Here is a 21,097-nt window from a genome sequence, read left to right on the forward strand (position 1 = left end):
CTGTGCGACACGCGGTACACGCTGTACACGCCGTACGTCATGCCGTGTGCTCCTTGAAGACCGCCCGCGCCGCGTCCAGGAACGCGTCGTTCTCGGCGGGGGTGCCGACCGAGACCCGCAGCCAGCCGGGCACTCCGTTGTCCCGGACCAGCACGCCGTGCGCGAGCACGGCCTGCCAGGCGGCGTGGCTGTCGGCGAACCGGCCGAACTGCACGAAGTTCGCGTCGGACTCGACGACCTCGTAGCCGGTCGCGCGCAGCTCGCCGACGACCCGGTCCCGCTCGGCCTTGAGCTGCTCGACGTAGCCGAGCAGCGTGTCGGTGTGCTCCAGCGCGGCCAGCGCGGTGGCCTGCGTGACCGCCGACAGGTGGTACGGCAGCCGCACCAGCTGCACGGCCTCGACGACCGCCGGGTCCGCGGCGAGGTAGCCGAGCCGCAGCCCGGCCGCGCCGAACGCCTTGGACATCGTACGGGTCAGCACCAGGTGCGGGCGGCCGGCGATCAGCGGCAGCAGCGAGGGGCGGTGCGAGAACTCGCCGTACGCCTCGTCGATGACCACCAGCGAGGGCCGGGCGGCCTGCGCGGCCTCGTAGAGGGCGAGCACGGTCCCGGCGGACACGGCGGTGCCGGTGGGGTTGTTGGGCGAGCAGATGAACACCACCTCGGGGCGGCGCTCGGCGATCTCCCGTACGGCCGCGCCCGTGTCGATGGTGAAGTCGGCGTTGCGCGGGCCCGAGACCCAGCCCGTACCGGTGCCGCGGGAGATCAGCGCATGCATCGAGTAGGACGGCTCGAAGCCGATCGCGGTACGGCCGGGGCCGCCGAAGGTCTGCAGCAGCTGCTGGATGACCTCGTTGGAGCCGTTGGCCGCCCACACCTGGTCCACGCCGACCGGGTGCCCGGCGGTGCGGGTCAGGTAGGCCGCGAGGGCGGTGCGCAGCTCGACCGCGTCCCGGTCCGGGTAGCGGTTCAGGCCGCGGGCGGCCTCGGCGACCCGCTCGGCGATCCGGGCGACCAGCGGCTCGGGCAGCGGATACGGGTTCTCGTTGGTGTTGAGCCGCACCGGCACGTCGAGCTGCGGGGCGCCGTACGCGGACTGGCCGCGCAGCTCGTCGCGGATGGGCAGGTCGTCGACGCCGGTCACGCCCGGCCTCCCGCGAACCTGACGCTGACCGCCTCGCCGTGCGCGGGCAGGTCCTCGGCGGTGGCGAGCGTCACGACGTGGCCGGCGACCTCGGCGAGCGCGGCGCGCGAGTAGTCCACGACGTGGATGCCGCGCAGGAAGGACTGCACCGAGAGCCCCGAGGAGTGGCAGGCGCAGCCGCCGGTGGGCAGCACATGGTTGGAGCCGGCGCAGTAGTCGCCGAGCGAGACCGGGGCGTGCGGGCCGACGAAGACGGCGCCGGCGTTGCGCACCCGGGCGGCGACGGCCGCGGCGTCCCGGGTCTGGATCTCCAGGTGCTCGGCGGCGTAGGCGTCCACCACGGCCAGGCCCTGCTCCAGGGTGTCGACCAGCACGGTCGCGGACTGCCGGCCGGTCAGGGCCGCGGTGATCCGCTCGCGGTGCTTGGCGGCGGCGACCTGGGCGTCCAGCTCCTTGTCGACCGCGTCGGCCAGCTCCGCGGAGGTGCTGACCAGCACGGCGGCGGCCAGCGGGTCGTGCTCGGCCTGGCTGATCAGGTCGGCGGCGACGAAGGCGGGCTCGGCGGACTCGTCGGCGAGGATCGCGATCTCGGTGGGCCCGGCCTCGGCGTCGATGCCGATCCGGCCCTTGAGCAGCCGCTTGGCGGCGGCGACGTAGATGTTGCCGGGGCCGGTCACGAGGTTGACCGGGCGGCAGTCCTCGGTGCCGTACGCGAACATCGCGACGGCCTGGGCGCCGCCGGCCGCGTACACCTCGGTGACGCCGAGCAGCGCGCACGCGGCGAGGATCGTGGGGTGCGGCAGGCCGCCGGACTCCTTCTGCGCGGGCGAGGCCACCGCGATGCCCTCGACGCCGGCCTCCTGCGCCGGGACGACGTTCATCACGACGGACGACGGGTAGACCGCCAGGCCGCCCGGTACGTACAGCCCGACGCGCTCGACCGGCACCCACCGCTCGGTGACCGTGCCGCCGGGCACGACCTGCGTGGTGACGTCGGTACGGCGCTGCTCGTGGTGCACGATGCGGGCCCGCCGGATCGACTCCTCCAGCGCCGCGCGCACCGCCGGGTCCAGGCCCGCGAGCGCGTCGCCGATCGCCTGCTCCGGCACCCGCAGCGAGGCCGGGCGCACCCCGTCGAAGCGCTCCCCGAAGTCGAGCACCGCCGCCGAGCCCCGATGGCGGACGTCGTCGCAGATCGGCCGCACCGCCTCAAGGGCGGCCTCGACGTCGAAGTCGGCACGGGGCAGCAGGTCGCGGTCGATCCCGCCCTCCGGGAAGGCGGCACCGCGCAGATCGATTCGGGAGATCACGCCCCCAAGTGTAGAGACCCCCGCACTCCCCCCGGCCGCGCCATCCACTCCGTGATACGCGTCGCCCGCGTGTGCCGTACGGGGACGGGCGGGCGCGCCGGGCGGGGCGCTACGGTGAGCGGCGCCACGACGACGGGGAGGGGATCGCGGTGACGGAGGTCGCGGGCGGGAGCGGGGCGGGGGCGCCGCCGCAGGGCTGGACGGCGGTGGAGCGGCGGGTGTGGGAGGCGTTCCGGCAGGGCCGCACGCTGGACCTGCGCACCGGCGACCCGGCGGTCGACGACCCGCTGGCCGGCCCGCCGTGGGGCGCGCAGCGGACCGTACGCGCGCAGGTGCTCGCCGAGCTGCTGCTGGACGGCCCGCCGGCCGCGCCGGGGCGGGTGACGGCGCTCAAGCTCGCCGGGGTGCGGGTCAGCGGGCGGCTGATGCTCGCCGGGGCGACCGTGACGCCGTACGTCCAGCTCGACGACTGCCGGTTCGACGAGCAGCTGATGCTCCAGGAGTGCCGGGTCGGCAGCATGCGCCTGGTGCGCTGCCTGATCCCGCGGGTCGAGGCGGCCCGGCTCCAGGTCGGCGGCGACCTGCACCTGCCGCAGTGCCGGATCACCAGCGGCCTGCGGATGACCGACGCGCACATCGGCACCGATCTGCTGCTCAACCAGCTCACCGTGCTCGGCGGCGCCGCCTCCCGGGCGATCGCCGCCGACGGGCTCACCGTCGCGCAGGACCTGGACGCGGAACTCATCGACGTCACGGGCGAGTTCAGCCTGCGCAGCGCGCGGATCGGCGGCCGGTTCAGCCTGCGCGGCGCGGTGCTGCGCAACCCGGGCGGCCGGCAGGCCCTCAACGCGGCGCGCATCACCGTCGAGCACACGCTGTACCTGTCCGGCGCGCGGGTCGGCGCGCCGCCCGGCTCCCATGCGCCGGCCGAGCGGGCCGGGCGGGCCGAGCCGGGCGTGGAGATCCGCGACTTCACCTGCCGGGGCGGGCTGCGGCTGGACGACGGGCGGTTCGGCAACGCCGTCATCATCAGCCGGGCCCGCTTCGTCGCGAGCCGCCCCGACCACCAGGTGTCGCTGCGCCGGCTCCAGACGCCCGAGCTGTGCTTCACCGTGCCGCGGGCGCCGGTCTGCCCGGTGGTGCTGTCCGGCGCGAAGGTCGGCAAGCTCAACGACACCCCGGGCGCGTGGCCGGGGCCCGGCCGGCTGCGGATGACCGGCTTCGGCTACGACACGCTGCCGCCGCTCGCCGACTTCCCGCTGCGGGCCCGGCTGGAGTGGCTGCACGCGGCGACCCCGGAATTCCGGCCCGAGCCGTACGAGCGGCTGGCGGCGGCGCTGCGGGCGGCGGGCGAGGACGCCGAGGCGCGCGAGGTGCTGCTGGCCCGGCAGCGGCGGCGCCGCGAGACGCTGCCGGTCGCGGGGCGGGTGTGGGGCTGGCTCCAGGACGTGACCGTCGGCTACGGCTACCGGCCCGGGCGGGCCGCGGTGTGGATGGCGGTGCTGTGGGCGCTGGGCGCGGTCTACTTCGCCCTCCACAAGGCGCCGCCGCCCGCGGACACCGGCGGCTACCACCCGCACTGGAGCCCGCCGCTGTACGCCCTGGACCTGCTGCTGCCGGTCATCGACCTGGGCCAGGACAACGCGTGGCGGGAGGCGGGGCCGGGCCAGTGGGTGGCGTCGGTGCTGACGCTGCTGGGCTGGATGCTCGCGACGACCGCGGCGGCGGGCGCGACGCGGCTGCTGCGGCGTACGGCGTAGGGCGTGGTGGCGTAGGGGTGTAGTGGCGTGGGGCGTGGAGGCGTGGGGTGGTTCCGCGGGGGAAGGCGGGGACCGGGTCGCCGGTCAGGCCGTACGCTGGCTCATTGTGACCGACAGCATTCCGCTCTTCCCGCTGGGCAGCGCCCTCTTCCCCGGCCTCGTGCTGCCGCTGAACGTCTTCGAGGACCGCTACCGGGCCCTCGTCGCGGATCTGCTCGCCCTGCCGGAGGGGGCCCCGCGGAGGTTCGGCGTCGTCGCGATCAGGAACGGCCAGGAGGTCGCCCCCACCGGCCAGGACGGCCGGGCGACCGGCCCCGCGGCGGGCCTGGGCGAGGATCCGCTGGCCGCGCTGTACGGCGTGGGCTGCATCGCCGACGCGACGGGCGTCGCCGAGCGCGAGGGCGGCGGGTACGAGCTGGTCGCGACCGGGCTGCTGCGCTTCCGGCTGCTGTCGCTCGACACGAGCGGGGCGTATCTGACGGCGGAGGTCGAGGAGATCCCCGAGGAGGCGGGCGGCGGCTCCGGGGCGCTCGCGGCCGAGGTCCGCCGGGTCTTCGGCACGTACCAGAAGCGGCTCGCGGGCGCCCGGGAGCGCACCCTCGCGCCGGGGCAGGAATTCCCCGACGACCCGACGGTGCTGTCGTACCTGGTCGCGGCGGCGCTCATCGCGGAGACGCCGGTGAAGCAGTCGCTGCTGGAGGAGCCGGACGCGGCGGCGCGGCTCGCGGCGGAACTGCGGCTGCTGCGCAGGGAGTCGGCGGTGATCGAGAAGCTGCCGTCGCTGCCGGCGGTGGATCTGACCAGCCAGCCGATCAGTGCGAACTGACGTGGCGAGGAAGAGGGGCGCTGCCGCGGGCGGGGGGACGCCGGCCACCGTCGCGCTGGAGAAGGCCGGGGCGGCCTTCACGGTCCACGCGTACGTCCACGATCCGGCCTCCGGCCTCGGTTACGGGGAGGAGGCGGCGCTCGCGCTCGGGACGTCGCCGGAGCGGGTGTTCAAGACGCTGGTCGCCGAGGTCGACGGCGCGCTGACCGTCGCGGTGGTGCCGGTGGCCGGCTCCCTCGACCTCAAGGCGCTGGCCGCGGCGGTGGGCGGCAAGCGCGCGAGCATGGCGGACCCGGCCGCGGCCGAACGCGCCACGGGTTACGTCCGCGGCGGTATCTCCCCGCTGGGCCAGCGCAAGCGCCTCCCCACGGTCCTCGACGCCTCCGCGCTGACCCACCCCACGATCTTCGTCTCCGCCGGCAAACGCGGCCTAGAGGTCGAACTCCCGCCCGCCCTCCTCCTCACCCTGACCTCCGCGACCCCCTCCCCCATCACCCGCCCTTAGCCCTACCTGCGGCTCCGCCGCAGGCCAGCAAACCAGGAGCGCGGGGCTGTGCTCGATCTGCGGCTACCGCCGCGCGGGCGCGACCGGTCCGGCGCCGCGTCTGCGCGGGACGCCAACCACCAGGGGCGCGAGGAACTGCGCGCGCAACCCACCACCGGCCGGTGGTCCGGATCGGACCGAACAGCCCCTTTGGGTCGGTGACGACGTGCACGCCGGTTCCTGGCTGGTCGCGCAGTTCCCCGCGCCCCTGGTTTGCTGGCCAGCGGCGCAGCCGCAAGCCCCGCCGGTCGCGCCCACGCGGCGGCAGCCGCACAACAAACACAGCCCCGCACCCCTGGGTGTCGCCCTGCGGCGCAAGCCGCAGCCTGCCGGAGTGAGCTCACTCGGCGCAGGACGCCAACCACCAGGGGCGCGGGGAACTGCGCGCGCAACCACCCACCGGCCGGTGGCCCGGATCGAACCGAACAGCCCCTTTGGGTCAGTGACGACGTGCACGCCGGTTCCTGGCTGGTCGCGCAGTTCCCCGCGCCCCTGAAAAGCAACGCCCGACGCAGCCGCAAACCCCCGCCGGTCGCGCCCACGCGGCGGCAGCCGCACAACAAACACAGCCCCGCGCCCCTGGTTTGCCGGCCAGCGGCGCAGCCGCAAGCCCCGCCGGTCGCGCCCACGCGGCGGCAGCCGCAGGGGGCTACTGCTGGTCCGGCGGAGTCGGGGGTGGGAGGGGGAGCTCTTGTTTTGGAGGGGCGGGGTCCTTCGGGATGAAGGCGGAGGTCAGGATGAGGTGGAGGATCATCGCTGCGGCCGGCCAGGCGACAAGCGCGGACTTGGCCCGCAGCTCCAGGGGCGCGTCGAAGACGACCTTCGGGCCGACTCGCGTGGCGTGAGCCACGATGTTCGTGTCCGGGCCGAGCCAGACGCCCACGCGCCAGCCGATGACGGACGCGGCGACCCCGCCGAGCGCAAGCCCGAGCACGGGGCCGATCCCCCCGCGCCGGTAGCGCAGGAAGACCGCCGCGCCGGTCAAAAGCCCGAGCCCCGCCGCGATGAGCACGAACGTCCCGTCGCCCCCGATCGCCTCCTCGCCCTCCGTGTCCTTGAGGTACACCGCCTTGCCGTCGGAGACGAGTGGTACGCGTGGCGAGAGCCACAGCCACAGCAGCCCGAGCGCGACCCCGCACACGGCGACGAGCAGCGCGACGAGCGCCCCCCTGGCGACCTCGGTGAGCACCGCCTTCCTGCGGTCCTCACCCGTGCCGGGGCCGGTTTCCGCCCCGGGGTACGGCGGAAGGTGCGGCGAGTGGTCGTGGGGAGTCAGCGGAGCGGTCACCTGCCCATCGTGCCAGGTCCATACGGATGACGCCTCACCGGCAGGCCGCCCTGCGGTACGCCCAGGTGGCGACGCCGAGCGAGACCACGCCGACGCCCGCGCACACCGACAGATCGCCGGCGACCGCGGCCCAGTCGGTGTGGGCGCTCCCTCCGAGGGTACGGGCGAATGCCTGCACGCCGTACGTGGATGGCAGCAGGTCGCGCGCCCAGCGGATGACCTCGGGCAGGTGCGAGGCGGGCAGCACGCCGAGCAGCAGCGCGGCGGACATGCCGAGCTGGCCGAGCAGCGTGGCGATCTCCTGCCGGGGCGCGAGCAGCCCGAGCGCCGCGCCGAGCCCGGAGAGGGCCGCGCCGGCGAGCGGGATGACCACGGCGAGCACCCACACCGTGGTGAGCGTCAGATGGAAGAGCACGCACCCGGCGACCGCGGTGAGCAGCGTCCCGGGCACGGTGAAGGACGCGTACGCGCCCGCCGCGCCGAGCACGACGGACGCGGGCGGCACCGGCAGCGTCGCGTAGTGGTCCAGGCCGCCGGACGCGCGCAGCTGGCCGAAGTACTGGGCGAGCAGGTTGAGCGCGACGAAGGCCACGACGAGGACGCTGGAGCCGGCCACGACCGCGCGTGCGGCCTCGCCGTCGCCGGCGTCGACGACCCCGCGCATCATGATCATGATGCCGACGGACTGGAAGGTGGCCACGAACAGCAGCGGGATGCGGGCCACCCGCGCACGGGAGAGCTGCGCGCGGTAGACGGCCGCGAAGGCGGGCCACAGCCGGGCTCGGGGCGCGAGTTCCGCGGGGGCCTGCGCCGGGCCGCCGGCGGCCGGCGCGGCGATGCCGCCCTGCCCGGGCCCAGGCCCGCTCTGTGCGATCACGGTCACCGCGGACCTCCGCCCGTACAGCGGCGGGCGGGCGTGGCGGGCCGCCACGGGGCCGCCACGGGGAGCGGGTGCGGGGTGCGGGTCATGACTTCACCAGGCCCTTCGCTCGGCCGCCCAGGGCCAGGTAGACGTCTTCGAGGCTGGGGGCGGCGAGCGTGATGTCGTCGAGCCAGGGGTAGGCGGGGCCGCCGGTGAGGTCGGCCATCGTGGCGCGGGCCCGGGCGTGCGGCAGGCGCAGCGTCCAGCGGCGGCCCGAGACGTCGGCGAGCGGCCGGAGCGCGGCGACGGCGGGCAGGTCCAGCGGCGGCTCGTCGCGCCACACCAGGTCCAGCCGGACCTCGTCGGCGACCAGGGCGCGCAGCCCGGCGGGGGTGTCGCAGGCGATGACGCGGCCCGCGTCGAGCACGGCGACCCGGTCGAGCACGGTCTCCGCCTCGATGACGTTGTGGGTGACCAGCAGCACGGTCGTGCCGTGCTCGCTCCTGCGCCGCCCGACCGCGGCCCACACCGCGCGCCGGGCGACCGGGTCCATGCCGGTCGTGGGCTCGTCCAGCACCAGCACGGGCCGCTCCCCGACCAGGGTCGCGGCAAAGCACGCGAGGCGGCGCTGGCCGCCGGACAGCCGCTTGATGGGCCGGCCGGCCAGCGGCCCGAGCTCCAGCTCGTCGAGCACGGCGTCGCGGGCGGCGCGGGCGGCGGTCGCGTCGAGGCCGCGCAGCCGCCCGGTGGTCTCGGCGGCGAGCGCGACGGTCAGCTCGTCGAGCGCGGTGGACTCCTGGCCGAGGTAGCCGATGAGCCGGGCGGCGCGGTCGGGGTGGCGTACGAGGTCGTGGCCGAGGACGTCGATCCGGCCGGCGTCGGGCCGCAGCAGGCCGGTGAGCTGGCGCACCAGCGTGGTCTTGCCGGCGCCGTTGGGCCCGAGGATGCCGAACAGCTCGCCGCGCCGCACGTCGAGGTCGATGCCGTCGCTCGCCCGTACCGGCGCGGCGTCCGCGGCGGCGCCCCCGCGCCGCAGCCCGGGCCGCCGCCGGGCCCCGGAGCCCGCCGGGTACGTCCTGACCAGACCGCGCACGGTGCACACCGTGTCGCGGCCGGTGGCCGCCGCGGGGGGCGCCTCGTCCTGCGTGCCCGTCTTCACGAGGATCGAGCCTACGCGGCGCGGACGGCTTGCGCCGCAAGGGGGGTTGTACGAGTGGACCCCACCCGCGCGTGTCCCGCGCGGGGCAGCGGCTGTGGGCAGCATCACGACACGGATGTGCGCGGCATCACGGGGCGGCCGTGCGCCGCGCCCCGCACGGGCGTGCGCCGACACCCGGCGCCGGCGCGCGCCTCGTCCGGCACGTAGGTGCGCGGTCCGGCGTGTACGTGCGCGCCGGGCACGGCACGGGCGTGCGCAGCCTCCCGGCGCCGGCGTGCGCACCGTCCGGTACGTACGTGCGCGCCCGGCACGGCGTCGGCGTGCGCCCTCCGTCAGGCGCCCCCCGACCCGCGGCGCGTACTCAGTCCTCCGCCGTGCCGTGGACGCCGCCCGTGTGGGTGTCGACCTCGCGCCAGAAGCCGGCTCGGATCGCGTAGCGGTCGTGCTCGTCGATCTGGTCGTCCTTGTGGGCCAGCAGCCCGAAGCGCGCGGCGTAGCGGAGCAGCTCGCCGTCGATGCGGTGCGGGACGCGCGGGTAGTGGGTGGACAGCTGGTGGAGCTGGGCGGGGTCGCTGATCCGGGCGGTCCAGCGGCGGGCGAAGACCTGGCCGACCTCGTAGGGGTCGCCGCTGACCGCGGTGATGTCGGCCTCGCGGTCGGCCCAGCGCTGCTCGGCGGTGGTGAGCTGGGCGAGCGTGGGCAGGCCGCTGGTGTCGACGTCGGAGCCGGGGCCGCGGTCGGCCCAGCCCTTGTCGGAGGACCAGCGCAGGGTGGCGTTCGCCGCGGGGTGCGGTCCAGGCGCCGGCGCGGGGTGCGGTTTGCCGAGTCCCGCGAGGTCCTTGGGGGTGGGTACGCCCTTGCCGCCGCTGCCGGCCGCGGGCGCGGGGGCGGTGCCGTCGTCGGCGGGGCGGGGGGCCTGCGAGGGGTGCTCGGGGTGCTGCTCCTGCGGCGGCGGGGGCGGGGTGCCGGTCGCGGACTCGGGCAGCGGCGCGGACAGGATCGCGGCGATCTCCGGCCCGATGTCGGCGTGGCTGGTGCCGCTGGGCGGACAGACGCCGTCGCGGGCCCGGATCGCCGCGGTGATCCACTCGCGGTCCAGCACCCGCCGCTCGTCGGCCTCGGCGACCAGGTCCTCGGACTGGTTGTAGTCGCCGTCGGCGGCCTGGACGGCCCACAGGTGCACGGCCACGCCGTGCTCCTTCGCGGACATCATGCCGGGCAGCAGGTCGCCGTCGCCGGTGACCAGCACGATGTCGGAGCAGGCCCGGTTGCGGGCGAGCTCGGACAGCTCGGCGTGCATCGCGGCGTCCACGCCCTTCTGCGCCCAGCGGCCGTCCGTCCGGGTGAGCGCGCCGAGCCGTACCGTCACCCGGGGCATCACCCGCAGCCGGCGGTGCTCGGGTTGCGGAACCCGGTCGGGCGCTCCGTCGAACCAGTAGATCCGCAGCAGCGGCTGGCCCGTCTCGCGTTCGGCTCTTTCCCGCAGGCCAGCCACGACGCCGGCATGATCGACGACGATGCGCGAGCGGGAGGGCTCACCGGCCAGAAGGCTCGCTGCTGCGCCGAGCAGGTATCCGGCGTCCACCAGGACGACGCAGCGGTCCAAATCGCACCTCTTCCGGTCGCCCCCTCGATCAGGAATCCCCCAGGTCCCCCCGAGTCTGCCCGAATGCGGGGGCGTTATGAGCCCGAACGCGATCTTCGGCGTGGCGGTCGCGGCTTTTCACCGCACCCGTCCCACCAACTGCCCGAAATGCGCGCTTCGTCCCGCCGTGCAAGTCTGATCTCGGCCGCTCGGCCGTGAGCCCCCGGGGCGTGAACCCCGCCGGGAGGCAGGCCCTTCGGCCCTCACCCCTCATCGGGCCCTCATCCGGCCCTCATCAGGAAGGCACGACAGTGGCTAAGAACCGCAACCAGAACCCGAACCGCCGCGCCGAGCAGCCGCAGCCGCAGCGCGGCCCGGCCGTGGACGCCCAGGAGCAGGGCCGCAGCCACCAGGCCGAGGAGCACATGATGCCCGCCGCGACGCAGGTCTCGCGCAACAAGCAGGGCAAGCGGTTCGGCCACAACTGAACCACCGGTGCCGCTGGTTCGGCATCGCCCGCGGGGGCGCCGCACTGCTGGGGCGCCCCCGCCCCCTCATGAGGCCCTACGCGTGCGGTCCGGTCAGCCCGCCTGCTGGCCCGCGCCCAGGCACGCCGGGCCGAGCAGCGCCTTGAGGTCGCCGAACAGCGACGGGTCGGCGGTCACCCGGTGCCGGTCAAGACGCAGCACGGTGGTGGACCGTACGCCCTGCAACCGCACCCGTACCTCGGTGTTGCCCTTGTGGCTCTCCAGCACCTCGCCGAGCCGGGCCACCAGCGGCGGGGTGACCTTGACCGTCGGGATGGAGATGCTCACCGGCGCGTTGGTGCCCACGTCGGTGAGGTCGGGGACCATCAGCTCCATGGCCACCAGCCGCGGGATGTCCTCGCGCTTGTCCAGCCGGCCCTTGACGAAGACGATGGCGTCCTCGACGAGTTGGGTGGACACCAGCTGGTAGGTGGCGGGGAAGAACATGCAGTCCACCGAGCCGCCCAGGTCCTCCACGGTGGCGATGGCCCACGCGTTGCCCTGCTTGGTCATCTTGCGCTGCAGGCCCGAGATGATGCCGCCGATCGTCACGATCGCGCCGTCGGAGTAGTCGCCGGCCAGCGCCATGATCGCCGCGTCGGTCTTGTCGTTGAGGATGTGCTCGATGCCGAACAGCGGGTGGTCGGAGACGTACAGGCCCAGCATCTCCCGCTCCTGGGCGAGCAGATAGGACTTGTCCCACTCCACGTCGGAGAAGACCACGTCCATCCCGAAGGCCGGCCCGTCGTCGGCGCCGTCGTCGCCCATCCCGCCGAACAGGTCGAACTGCCCCTCGGCCTCCTTGCGTTTGACCTGCACGACGTTGTCGATCATCGTCTCGAAGTGCTCGGTCAGGCCGCGCCGGGTGTGCTGCATGGTGTCGAACGCGCCGGCCTTGATCAGCGACTCGACGGTCCGCTTGTTGCACACCACCGCCTCGACCTTGTCCAGGAAGTCCGGGAAGGTGCCGTAACGGCCCTTGGACCTGCGGCACTTGACGATGGAGTCCACGACGTTCTGCCCGACGTTGCGGACCGCGGTCAGGCCGAAGACGATTGTGTCGTCGCCGCGCGGGGTGAAGTTGGCGTTGGACTCGTTCACGTCCGGGGGCAGCACCTTGATGCCCATCCGGCGGCACTCGTTGAGGTAGAGCGCCATCTTGTCCTTGTCGTCCTTGACCGAGGTGAGCAGCCCCGCCATGTACTCGGCCGGGTAGTTCGCCTTGAGGTACGCCGTCCAGTACGACACCAGGCCGTAGGCGGCGGAGTGGGCCTTGTTGAAGGCGTAGCCGGCGAACGGCACCAGCACGTCCCACACGGCCTGGATGGCCTGGTCGGAGTAGCCGCGCTCGCGCATGCCGGCCTGGAAGGGGATGAACTCCTTGTCCAGGACCTCCTTCTTCTTCTTGCCCATCGCCCGGCGCAGCAGGTCGGCCTGGCCGAGCGAGTAGCCGGCGAGCACCTGCGCGGCCTTCTGCACCTGCTCCTGGTAGACGATCAGGCCGTAGGTGACCTCCAGCACCTCGCGGAGCGGTTCCTCCAGCTCCGGGTGGATGGGGGTGATCTCCTGCTGCTTGTTCTTGCGCAGGGCGTAGTTGATGTGCGAGTTCATGCCCATCGGGCCCGGCCGGTAGAGGGCCGAGACGGCGGAGATGTCCTCGAAGTTGTCGGGCTTCATCATGCGCAGCAGGGCGCGCATGGGGCCGCCGTCGAACTGGAAGACGCCGAGCGTGTCACCGCGGCTGAGCAGCGCGTACGTGTTGGGGTCGTCCAGCGGCAGGGCGAGCAGGTCGATGTCGATGCCCTTGTTGGCCTTGATCGACTTGACCGCGTCGTCCATGATCGTCAGGTTGCGCAGGCCCAGGAAGTCCATCTTCAGCAGGCCGAGCGACTCGCAGCTCGGGTAGTCCCACTGCGTGACGACCGCGCCGTCGTTCTTGGGCGAGAAGATCGGCACATGGTCGATAAGCGGCTCGGCGGACATGATCACGCCGGCCGCGTGCACGCCCATCTGCCGCACCAGGCCCTCGATGCCGCGCGCGGCGTCGATGACCTTGGTCACGTCCGGCTCGTTCTCGTACATCGCCCGGACCTCGCCGGCCTCGCTGTAGCGCGGGTGGTCCTTGTCGGTGATGCCGGACAGCGGGATGCCCTTGCCGAGGACGTCGGCGGGCATCGCCTTGGTGATCCGGTCGCCCATCGAGAAGGGGTAGCCCAGCACGCGGGCGGAGTCCTTGATCGCGGCCTTGGCCTTGATGGTGCCGTAGGTGGCGATCTGCGCGACCTTGTCGGAGCCGTACTTCTCGGTCACGTAGCGGATGACCTCGCCGCGCCTGCGCTCGTCGAAGTCGATGTCGACGTCGGGCATGGAGATGCGCTCGGGGTTGAGGAACCGCTCGAAGATCAGGCCGTGCGGGACGGGGTCGAGGTCGGTGATGCCCATCGCGTACGCCACGATCGAGCCGGCCGCGGAGCCGCGGCCGGGGCCGACGGCGATGCCGTTGTTCTTGGCCCACATGATGAAGTCGGCGACGACGAGGAAGTAGCCGGGGAAGCCCATCTGGATGATGGTGTCCATCTCGTACTCGGCGAGCTTCTGCCGGTCCTCGGGGATGCCGGCCGGGAAGCGCCGGGCCATGCCGCGGGCGACCTCCTCGCGGAACCAGGTGACCTCGGTGTAGCCCTCGGGCACGTCGAACTTCGGCATGAGGTTGCGGAACTGGAACATGCCCTCGGTCTCGACCCGCTCGGCGATCAGCAGCTGGCTGTTGCGGCAGCCCTCCTGCCAGGCGTCGGAGCTGTCGATCGCGTACATCTCGGCGGCCGACTTCAGGTAGTAGCCGGAGCCGTCGAACTTGAAGCGGTCCGGGTCCGACATGTTCGAACCGGTCTGGATGCACAGCAGCGTGTCGTGGGCCGCCGACTCCTGGGCGTATGTGTAGTGCGAGTCGTTGGTCACCACGAAGGGCGCCTGGAGCTTCCTGGCGATCTCCTCCAGGCCCTGCCGGGCCCGGCGGTCGATGTCGATGCCGTGGTCCATGATCTCGACGAAGAAGTTCTCCTTGCCGAAGATGTCCTGGTACTCGCCGGCGGCCTTGATCGCCTCGTCCATCTGCCCGAGCCGGATCCGGGTGGAGATCTCGCCCGACGGGCAGCCCGTGGTGCCCATGAGCCCCTCGGAATACTCGCTCAGCAGCTCGCGGTCCATCCGGGGCTTGCGGAAGTAGCCCTCGAAGGACGCGCGGGACTGGGCGCGGAAGAGGTTGTGCAGCCCGGTCTTGTTGCGCGCCCAGATCGTCATGTGGGTGTACGCGCCGGCGCCGGACACGTCGTCGTTCTTCTGGTGCGGGGCGCCCCACTTGACCGGCTTGTTGTAGCGCCGCGACTCCGGCGCCAGATACGCCTCGATGCCCATGACCGGGGTCACACCGGCGGCCTGCGCCTGGTGGAAGAAGTCGTAGGCGCCGTGCAGGTTGCCGTGGTCGGTGATGGCCACATGGCTCATCCCCATCTCGTTGCACGCCTTGAACATGTCCTTCAGTCGCGCCGCTCCGTCCAGCAGCGAGTACTGGGTGTGGACGTGCAGATGAGCGAAGGGCTGGTCGGACAAGGCGCGACACCTCCGGTGGGAACGGCAAGGGCGTCCGCGAGTCTACGACCCGGGTGTGACACCGGGCGGACGGCGGCGGGATCGCGCCGCTCGGCCCGGCGATCCGCGGATCTTAGGTCACATATACAGGTTGCCGTGGCACACTCTGCTGCCATGGAGGAGATACGCCGGCTGCGGGCACTGAGGGCGCTGCGCGCTGCCCTCTTCGCCGCACTGTGCGTGACGCTCTCCTCCACCTCGCACGTCCTGATGGCGAAGGTCCCGCTGCCGCTGCCCGCGGTCGGCGGCGCCTTCGCCGCGGTGTTCGCCCTGGCCTACCTGGTCACGTCCCGGCCCGAGTGCGGCTTCTGGACGCTGGCGGGCCTGATGGTGCCGCTGGAGCTGGCCCTTGACACGCTGCTGACCACCGGGCAGCAGGCCTGCTACGGGCCGGCCGGCGGCCCGGTGACCGGCTCGTGGCGGTCCTTCAACGAGGCGGTGCTCTGCCACGGCGGCCACGTCGGCCGGCTCGGGCCGCAGCACGCGGCGCTCTCGGCGGTACCGGGCAGCGCCGAGGCCACCGCCGCGGTCGCCTCGGCGGGGGCCCTGCCGTGGCTGCTGCTGGCCGGGCACGTCTCGATGGGGCTGCTGGCCGCCTTCTGGCTGCGGCGCGGCGAGAGCGCCGCACACCGGCTGCTGCGGGCCGCGGTGCTCACCGCCTTCCGCCCGCTGCTGCTCGCCGTCGCCGCGGTACGCGCCGACCTCGCGGTGCTGCCGCGCCGGGTGCTGCCGGCCTCCCGTACCGCCGCGGCGGGGCAGCCCGCCGCCCGCTGGCTCCACCACGCCGTCGTACGCCGTGGGCCGCCCGTCCCGGTCGCCCTCTGACCGCCGGACCCCGGCAACCCCCCCACACCACGCGTCTTACGGTATCCACGGAGAAAACTGTCATGAGCCAGCGCAACAGCAAGACCGCCAAGGCCGCCGCGCGCGAGCGGCTGCGCGCCCAGCGCGAGAAGGAGGCCAAGCGGGCCAAGGTCCGCCGCCAGTTCATGGTCGGCGGCGGCGTCGTCGTCCTGCTGGCGATAGCCGGCGGCGTCGCCTTCGCCGTCAACGAGATGAACAAGCCGAAGTACTGGGAGAAGGCGGCCGACAACAAGCTGGTCGCGCCCGCGAACTCCTCGGGCAAGAACGGCACGATCGTCGTCGTCGGCGACAAGGACAACAAGAACGTCGTCCACGAGTACGAGGACCTGCGCTGCCCGTACTGCGCCGCCTACGAGCAGACCGCGGGCGCCGCGGTGCTGCAGGGCGCCAAGGACGGCAAGTACCAGATCAACTACTCCTTCGCGGCCTTCATCGACAACCACGGCGGCACCGGCTCGAAGAAGGCGCTCAGCGCGCTCGGCGCGGCCCTGAACGTCTCGACGGACGCCTTCGAGCAGTACCACACCCTGCTGTACTCCAAGGACGTCCACCCCGACGAGACCGAGGACAAGTTCGGCAACGGCGACACGCTGATCAAGCTCGCCCAGCAGGTGCCCGCGCTGAAGAACAACGCCAAGTTCTCCGACGCGGTGAAGAAGGGCACCTTCGACAAGTGGGCGCTCACCGTCGCCGACGCCTACAACAAGGACCCGGCGTCCGCCAAGGGCACCCCGTACGTCCTGGTCAACGGGCAGCAGGTGGAGGTCAACGGGGTGGCCTCGGACCAGGTGATGGCCGGCATCGAGGCCCAGCTGAAGAAGTAGCCCGGCAGGGCGAGCGGCAGCCCCGCGCCGGCAGCGAGCGCCGCGCGGGGCTTCCTCCGGTCAGCCGTCCAGCTCCTGGAGGAAGTCCCGCGCGACCGCCCAGGTCCGCTCCGCCGCCTCGGCGTCGTAGTCGGGCAGGTCGGGGTCGGTGAACAGGTGGCCCGCGCCGTGGTAGCGGTGGATCTCCACGTCGGCGCCGGCCTTGAGCATCCGCAGGTACCAGGCGTTCAGCCAGTCGTCGGGCTCGAACGGGTCGGGCTCGGCGACATGCAGCTGCACCGGGATGCCGGTCGAGGCGTCGTCGGCGATGTCGGACGTGCCGTGCAGGAGCAGCAGCCCGCGGGCCCGCTCGTCGCCGAGCGCCAGGTTCTGCGCGATGGAGCCGCCGAGCGAGAAGCCGGCGTAGACCAGGCCGCCCTGCGAGTACGGCGCCGCCGCGGCCACCGCGCGGCGCAGCAGCTCGTCGCGGCCGATCTCCTCGCGCAGCTGCATGCCCTCCTCGATCGTCTGCGCCGTCCTGCCGTCGAACAGGTCGGGGACCACCACCTCGTGCCCGGCGGCCCGCAGCCGGTCGGCGGCGGCCGTCACGGCGGGCCGCAGCCCGTAGGTGGAGTGGAACAGGACGATCGTCGTCACAGCGGCTCCCTTGCGGCCTCGTGCGTCCGTGCTGCGTGCAGCATTGGTGCGTGCTGCGTATTACGTGCTACGTGCACGGTTGTTGCTGCTCGTGCTGCCCCCATCGTGCCAGCCGCCACCGGCGCCGCGCCGCCCGGCGTACGGGAGCGGGGCGCTCAGCCGCCCCGTATCGAGCGCAGGTCCAGGTGCCGCAGGACCCGGTCGACGACCTCCGGGTCGTTGCCCGGCTCGCTGCGGGCGGCCAGCACCTCGTGGCGGGCGGCGGACATCATGTCGTCCTGGATCCGCCGCAGCGACCGCACCCGCTTCAGCCGCCGGGCGTGCGACTCGCGGCGCTCCTCGTCGACGATGTCCGGCGAGATGCGGGCACCGAGGTCGAAGGCCCGGCGGTGCAGCATCTCCGACAGCTCCTCGTCGATCGGCTCGCTCTGCTCGATCTCCTTGAGCCGGTTGCGGGCCGCGGCCATCGCGCGGACCGCGAGCGCGTGCTCCAGCTCGTGCTCGGCGTCGATGTCGCTGCTGACGCCGAGCCGCGCCACCAGCCACGGCAGGGTGAGCCCCTGGAGCACCAGGGTGGCCAGCACCACGGCGAAGGCGATGAAGAGCAGTTCGGCGCGGGCCGGGAAGGCGCCGTCGTGGTGGGTCTCCAGCGGGATCGCGAGCGCCAGCGCGACGGAGGCCACCCCGCGCATCCCCGACCACCACATGATCACCGTCTCCCGCCACGTCATGGGGATGTCCTCGTCCATGTCCCGCAGCTTGTGCAGCCGGCGGGCGATCCACGCGGCCGGCAGCAGCCACAGCAGCCGCACCCCGACGACGACGGCGACGACCAGTGCCGCATGCCGGGTCATCGGGCCCCAGTTGCCCGAGCCGACGCTGAACACATGGTGCAGCTCCAGGCCGATGAGCCCGAAGGCGATGCCCGTCACGAGGGTGTCGACGATGTCCCAGAAGGTGTTGCCGGCCAGCCGCGCGGTCACGTCGTCGGCGGCGTAGGCGTATTCGGCCAGGAACAGGCCGCTGGTGAGCACCGCGAGGACGCCGGAGCCGGACAGCTCCTCGGCGAGCGCGTAGGAGGCGAACGGCACCAGCAGCGACAGGCCGACCTGGAGCGTGGGGTCGCCGACCACGCCCATCAGCTTGTTGGCGCCCCAGCCCAGCACCAGCCCGACGGCGACCGCGACGACCGCCGAGAGCACGAACTCCAGCAGCGCGTGCGGCACCGAGAAGTGCCCGGAGACCGCGGCCTCCACCGCCACGTGGTAGAGCACGATCGCGGTGACGTCGTTGAACAGCCCCTCGCCCTCCAGGATGGAGATCATCCGGCGCGGCAGCCCGAGCCGGCCGGCCACCGCGGTCGCCGCTACCGGGTCGGGCGGTGCGACGAGCGCGCCCAGGGTGAAGGCGGCGGCGAGCGTGATGCCCGGCACCACCGCGTCCACGACGGCGGCGACGGCCGCGGTGGTGACGAAGACCAGCGCGACCGCGAGCAGGAAGATCGCCCGCCGGTTCGCCGCGAACTGCCGCCAGGAGGTGCGCTGGACGGCCGCGTACAGCAGCGGCGGCAGCACCAGCGGGAGGATCAGGTCCGGGTCGATGCGGACGTTGGGGACCTGCGGGATCAGCGCGAGCACCCCGCCGAGCAGCGTCATCAGCACCGGCGAGGGCAGGTTGACGCGTTCCGCGAGCGGCACGACGATCACGGCGGCGAGCATGAGCGAGAAGAACAGGGCGAGCTGATCCACGCCCGTCAGCGTGCCACGCGGCGGCCCCGGGGCCGTGGACCCGGCCTACGAACGCCGGGTGCGGCGGATCACCCGGCGCTCGGCCGTCACTGTCCGCTCGCGGCCGTCACCGGCTGTCGTCGCGTACGGTCTCCAGCGCGTGCCGCAGGTCGTCGGGGTACTCGCTCTCGAACTGCACCCAGCTGCCGTCCGCGGGGTGCTCGAAGCCGAGTTGCTTGGCGTGCAGCCACTGCCGGGTCAGGCCGAGGCGGCGGGCCATGGTGGGGTCGGCGCCGTAGGTGAGGTCGCCGACGCACGGGTGGCGGTGGGCGGCCATGTGGACCCGGATCTGGTGGGTGCGGCCGGTCTCCAGCTTGATGTCGAGCAGGCTCGCGGAGCGGAACGCCTCGACGAGGTCGTAGTGGGTGACCGACGGCTTGCCGTCGGCGACGACCGCCCACTTGTAGTCGTGCGTGGGGTGCCGGCCGATGGGGGCGTCGATGGTGCCGCTCAGCGGGTCGGGGTGGCCCTGCACGAGGGCGTGGTAGCGCTTGTCGACGACCCGGTCGCGGAACTGCTGCTTGAGCCGGCTGTAGGCGTTCTCCGACTTGGCGACGACCATCAGGCCGGACGTGCCGACGTCCAGCCGGTGCACGATGCCCTGCCGCTCTGCGGCGCCGGAGGTCGCGATGCGGTAGCCGGCCGCGGCCAGGCCCCCGATCACGGTGGGGCCGGTCCAGCCGGGGCTGGGGTGGGCGGCGACGCCGACCGGCTTCATGACGACCACGACGTCCTCGTCGTCGTACACGATCTCCATGCCGTCGACGGGCTCGGCGACGATCCGCACCGGCGCCGCGGGCGCCGGCATCTCGACCTCCAGCCACGCGCCGCCGTGCACCCGCTCCGACTTGGCGGCCACCGCCCCGTCCAGCGACACCTTGCCGCCCGCGGCGAGCTCGGCGGCCTTGGTCCTGGAGAACCCGAACATTCGGGCGAGGGCGGCGTCGACCCGCTCGCCCTCCAGGCCGTCGGGCACGGGAAGGGAGCGGATTTCGGGAACGGTACTCACGCAACGAGTATGCCGGACGCCGCGTGGCGCCCGGCCCGCAGCGGTGGTGCGCCCGCGGGGCTCAGTCGCGGTGGCGGGTGCCGTCGGGGTCGATGCCGCGGAAGGAGAGCAGGACGATCAGCACGCCGCCGCAGGTGATCGCGGAGTCGGCGAGGTTGAAGACGGCGAAGTGGGCCGGGGCGATGAAGTCCACGACCCGGCCCTGGAAGCCGCCCGGGGAGCGCAGGACCCGGTCGGTGAGGTTGCCGAAGGCGCCGCCGAGCAGCAGGCCGAGGGCGATCGCCCACGGCGTGCTGTACAGCCGGCGCGACAGCCGGACGATGACCACGATCACGCCCACCGCGATCGCCGTGAAGACGATCGTCATGCCCTGCCCCATGCCGAAGGCCGCACCGGCATTGCGCAGCGCGTCCAGCTCCAGGTAGTGGCCGAAGATGTGGACGGGCGCACGGCCTTCGAGGCTGTGCACCACCCACAGCTTCGACAGCACGTCCAGCAGGTACGCGAACGCCGCGACGCCCACCAGCACCAGCACCCGGCGCCTGCGCCGCAGCGCGGCCTGGGCCCGGACCTGGGCGTCGGCGTCCGCGTCGCTGCCGGTGGCGGGGGCCGGCACGGCACCGGTGGCCGGCTCGCCGGCCCGCTGCGGGGTGTCGTCGTCCGGCGTGATGATGGTGCGCTCCGCTTCCGTCACGTGGTCCCTCAGCCCTCAGCCCGTACGTGCCCTACTGCACTGCTGACGAGGGTACGGCACCGGCCCCGGGCCGGTCACCGGCGCTCTTGGCGCTGCTTGTCGTCCAGGCACAGCGTCGCGCGCGGGAACGCCTGCATCCTGGCCTTGCCGATCGGCCTGCCGCACACCTCGCACAGCCCGTACGTGCCCTCGTCGAGCCGCTGCAGCGCCCGCTCGGCCTGCCCGAGCGTCTCGCGGGTGTTGGCGGCCAGCGCCAGCTCGTACTCCCGGCTGATGTTCTTCGCGCCGGTGTCCGCCTCGTCCCCGCCGCTGTCGCTGCCGTCCCGCAGCAGGCCGGCCACGGCCGCCTCGGAGGACGCGATCTCGGCCTGGAGCCTGTCCACCTCCGCGGTCAGCTCCGAGCGGGCCTCCTCGGCCTCCTGCGGGCTCCAGGGGTCCTCCCCGGGCAGTACCGCGAGCTCGCCGGCCCCGGCAATGCCGCGTGCCGCAGGCACGCCGCTCGCGGCCTCAGTGGCCGCCGTCTTCTCCACACCCACAGTGCCAGCTCCCGTCTCGGACTGCTCACGACCGGTGCGCCCGTCGCTCACCGATTTCTTCCCTGCCACGGCCGACTTCCCACCTGCCGTTTTC

At 73.4% G+C, this 21,097-nt stretch carries 18 protein-coding genes; 6 read left to right on the forward strand and 12 right to left on the reverse strand.

All coding sequences use genetic code 11. The features are described from left to right. Positions 1-37: 37 nt before the first annotated feature. On the reverse strand, positions 38-1,144 hold the full coding sequence (locus tag HCN08_RS15685) for a histidinol-phosphate transaminase (RefSeq protein ID WP_167983693.1): 1,107 nt from the start codon (positions 1,142-1,144) through the stop codon (positions 38-40). Further along, complete coding sequence (gene hisD, locus HCN08_RS15690) at positions 1,141-2,454, reverse strand: histidinol dehydrogenase (protein WP_167983694.1); 1,314 nt, start codon at positions 2,452-2,454, stop codon at positions 1,141-1,143. The genes HCN08_RS15685 and hisD overlap by 4 nt, the downstream gene beginning before the upstream one ends. A 149-nt stretch (positions 2,455-2,603) precedes the next feature. Here hisD and HCN08_RS15695 point away from each other — a divergent pair, with 149 nt between their 5' ends. From HCN08_RS15695 to ybaK, 3 genes are all read left to right on the forward strand, one after another. Next, entirely contained in the window at positions 2,604-4,214 is a 1,611-nt protein-coding gene (locus HCN08_RS15695; protein WP_167983695.1) for an oxidoreductase, read from the forward strand. A 106-nt stretch (positions 4,215-4,320) separates the two neighbouring features. Beyond that, a complete protein-coding gene (locus HCN08_RS15700) occupies positions 4,321-5,040 on the forward strand; it encodes an LON peptidase substrate-binding domain-containing protein (RefSeq protein ID WP_407648783.1) in 720 nt (239 codons plus the stop codon). Between the two features lies 1 nt (position 5,041). Further along, positions 5,042-5,545 (forward strand): Cys-tRNA(Pro) deacylase, encoded by a 504-nt coding sequence (gene ybaK, locus HCN08_RS15705; protein WP_167983696.1) that lies wholly within the window; start codon positions 5,042-5,044, stop codon positions 5,543-5,545. A gap of 688 nt (positions 5,546-6,233) precedes the next feature. On the opposite strand, the gene HCN08_RS15710 is transcribed toward ybaK, so the two are convergent. From HCN08_RS15710 to HCN08_RS15725, 4 genes are all read right to left on the reverse strand, one after another. After that, entirely contained in the window at positions 6,234-6,872 is a 639-nt protein-coding gene (locus HCN08_RS15710) for an ABC transporter permease (protein WP_167983697.1), read from the reverse strand. 34 nt (positions 6,873-6,906) lie between these two features. Then, positions 6,907-7,710: an ABC transporter permease gene (locus HCN08_RS15715; protein ID WP_167983833.1), complete on the reverse strand. Its 804-nt coding sequence runs from the start codon at positions 7,708-7,710 to the stop codon at positions 6,907-6,909. A 127-nt stretch (positions 7,711-7,837) separates the two neighbouring features. Further along, entirely contained in the window at positions 7,838-8,893 is a 1,056-nt protein-coding gene (locus HCN08_RS15720) for an ABC transporter ATP-binding protein (protein WP_322974469.1), read from the reverse strand. A gap of 361 nt (positions 8,894-9,254) precedes the next feature. Beyond that, positions 9,255-10,499 (reverse strand): NYN domain-containing protein, encoded by a 1,245-nt coding sequence (locus HCN08_RS15725; protein ID WP_167983698.1) that lies wholly within the window; start codon positions 10,497-10,499, stop codon positions 9,255-9,257. A gap of 290 nt (positions 10,500-10,789) precedes the next feature. Here HCN08_RS15725 and HCN08_RS15730 point away from each other — a divergent pair, with 290 nt between their 5' ends. After that, positions 10,790-10,966, forward strand: a complete 177-nt coding sequence (locus HCN08_RS15730; RefSeq protein WP_167983699.1) for a hypothetical protein — start codon at positions 10,790-10,792, stop codon at positions 10,964-10,966. Between the two features lie 93 nt (positions 10,967-11,059). Here HCN08_RS15730 and dnaE read toward each other — a convergent pair whose 3' ends face one another. Then, a complete protein-coding gene (gene dnaE, locus HCN08_RS15735) occupies positions 11,060-14,614 on the reverse strand; it encodes a DNA polymerase III subunit alpha (protein WP_167983700.1) in 3,555 nt (1,184 codons plus the stop codon). 153 nt (positions 14,615-14,767) lie between these two features. Here dnaE and HCN08_RS15740 point away from each other — a divergent pair, with 153 nt between their 5' ends. Further along, on the forward strand, positions 14,768-15,478 hold the full coding sequence (locus HCN08_RS15740) for a hypothetical protein (protein ID WP_167983835.1): 711 nt from the start codon (positions 14,768-14,770) through the stop codon (positions 15,476-15,478). Between the two features lie 62 nt (positions 15,479-15,540). Then, the gene (locus HCN08_RS15745; protein ID WP_167983701.1) at positions 15,541-16,341 is read left to right on the forward strand and encodes a thioredoxin domain-containing protein; all 801 of its coding nucleotides are present in this window, start codon (positions 15,541-15,543) and stop codon (positions 16,339-16,341) included. A gap of 60 nt (positions 16,342-16,401) precedes the next feature. Here the strand turns inward: HCN08_RS15745 and HCN08_RS15750 are convergent, their stop codons facing one another. From HCN08_RS15750 to HCN08_RS36180, 5 genes are all read right to left on the reverse strand, one after another. Beyond that, positions 16,402-16,977 (reverse strand): dienelactone hydrolase family protein, encoded by a 576-nt coding sequence (locus tag HCN08_RS15750; protein WP_167983702.1) that lies wholly within the window; start codon positions 16,975-16,977, stop codon positions 16,402-16,404. A 155-nt stretch (positions 16,978-17,132) separates the two neighbouring features. Continuing rightward, the gene (locus HCN08_RS15755; protein ID WP_167983703.1) at positions 17,133-18,725 is read right to left on the reverse strand and encodes a Na+/H+ antiporter; all 1,593 of its coding nucleotides are present in this window, start codon (positions 18,723-18,725) and stop codon (positions 17,133-17,135) included. 106 nt (positions 18,726-18,831) lie between these two features. Beyond that, positions 18,832-19,773, reverse strand: a complete 942-nt coding sequence (locus HCN08_RS15760) for an RluA family pseudouridine synthase (RefSeq protein WP_167983704.1) — start codon at positions 19,771-19,773, stop codon at positions 18,832-18,834. A 61-nt stretch (positions 19,774-19,834) separates the two neighbouring features. After that, on the reverse strand, positions 19,835-20,467 hold the full coding sequence (gene lspA / locus HCN08_RS15765; RefSeq protein ID WP_167983705.1) for a signal peptidase II: 633 nt from the start codon (positions 20,465-20,467) through the stop codon (positions 19,835-19,837). A gap of 74 nt (positions 20,468-20,541) precedes the next feature. Continuing rightward, positions 20,542-20,997, reverse strand: a complete 456-nt coding sequence (locus HCN08_RS36180) for a TraR/DksA family transcriptional regulator (protein ID WP_322974470.1) — start codon at positions 20,995-20,997, stop codon at positions 20,542-20,544. Between the last annotated feature and the right edge of the window lie 100 nt (positions 20,998-21,097).

The organism is Actinacidiphila epipremni (assembly GCF_012034175.1).
Taxonomy (GTDB): domain Bacteria; phylum Actinomycetota; class Actinomycetes; order Streptomycetales; family Streptomycetaceae; genus Actinacidiphila; species Actinacidiphila epipremni.

Bases quoted from the DNA above. Each gene is read 5' to 3' on its own strand.
- HCN08_RS15740 (WP_167983835.1), top strand. From the start codon at position 14,768: ATGGAGGAGATACGCCGGCTGCGGGCACTGAGGGCGCTGCGCGCTGCC.
- HCN08_RS15745 (WP_167983701.1), top strand. From the start codon at position 15,541: ATGAGCCAGCGCAACAGCAAGACCGCCAAGGCCGCCGCGCGCGAGCGG.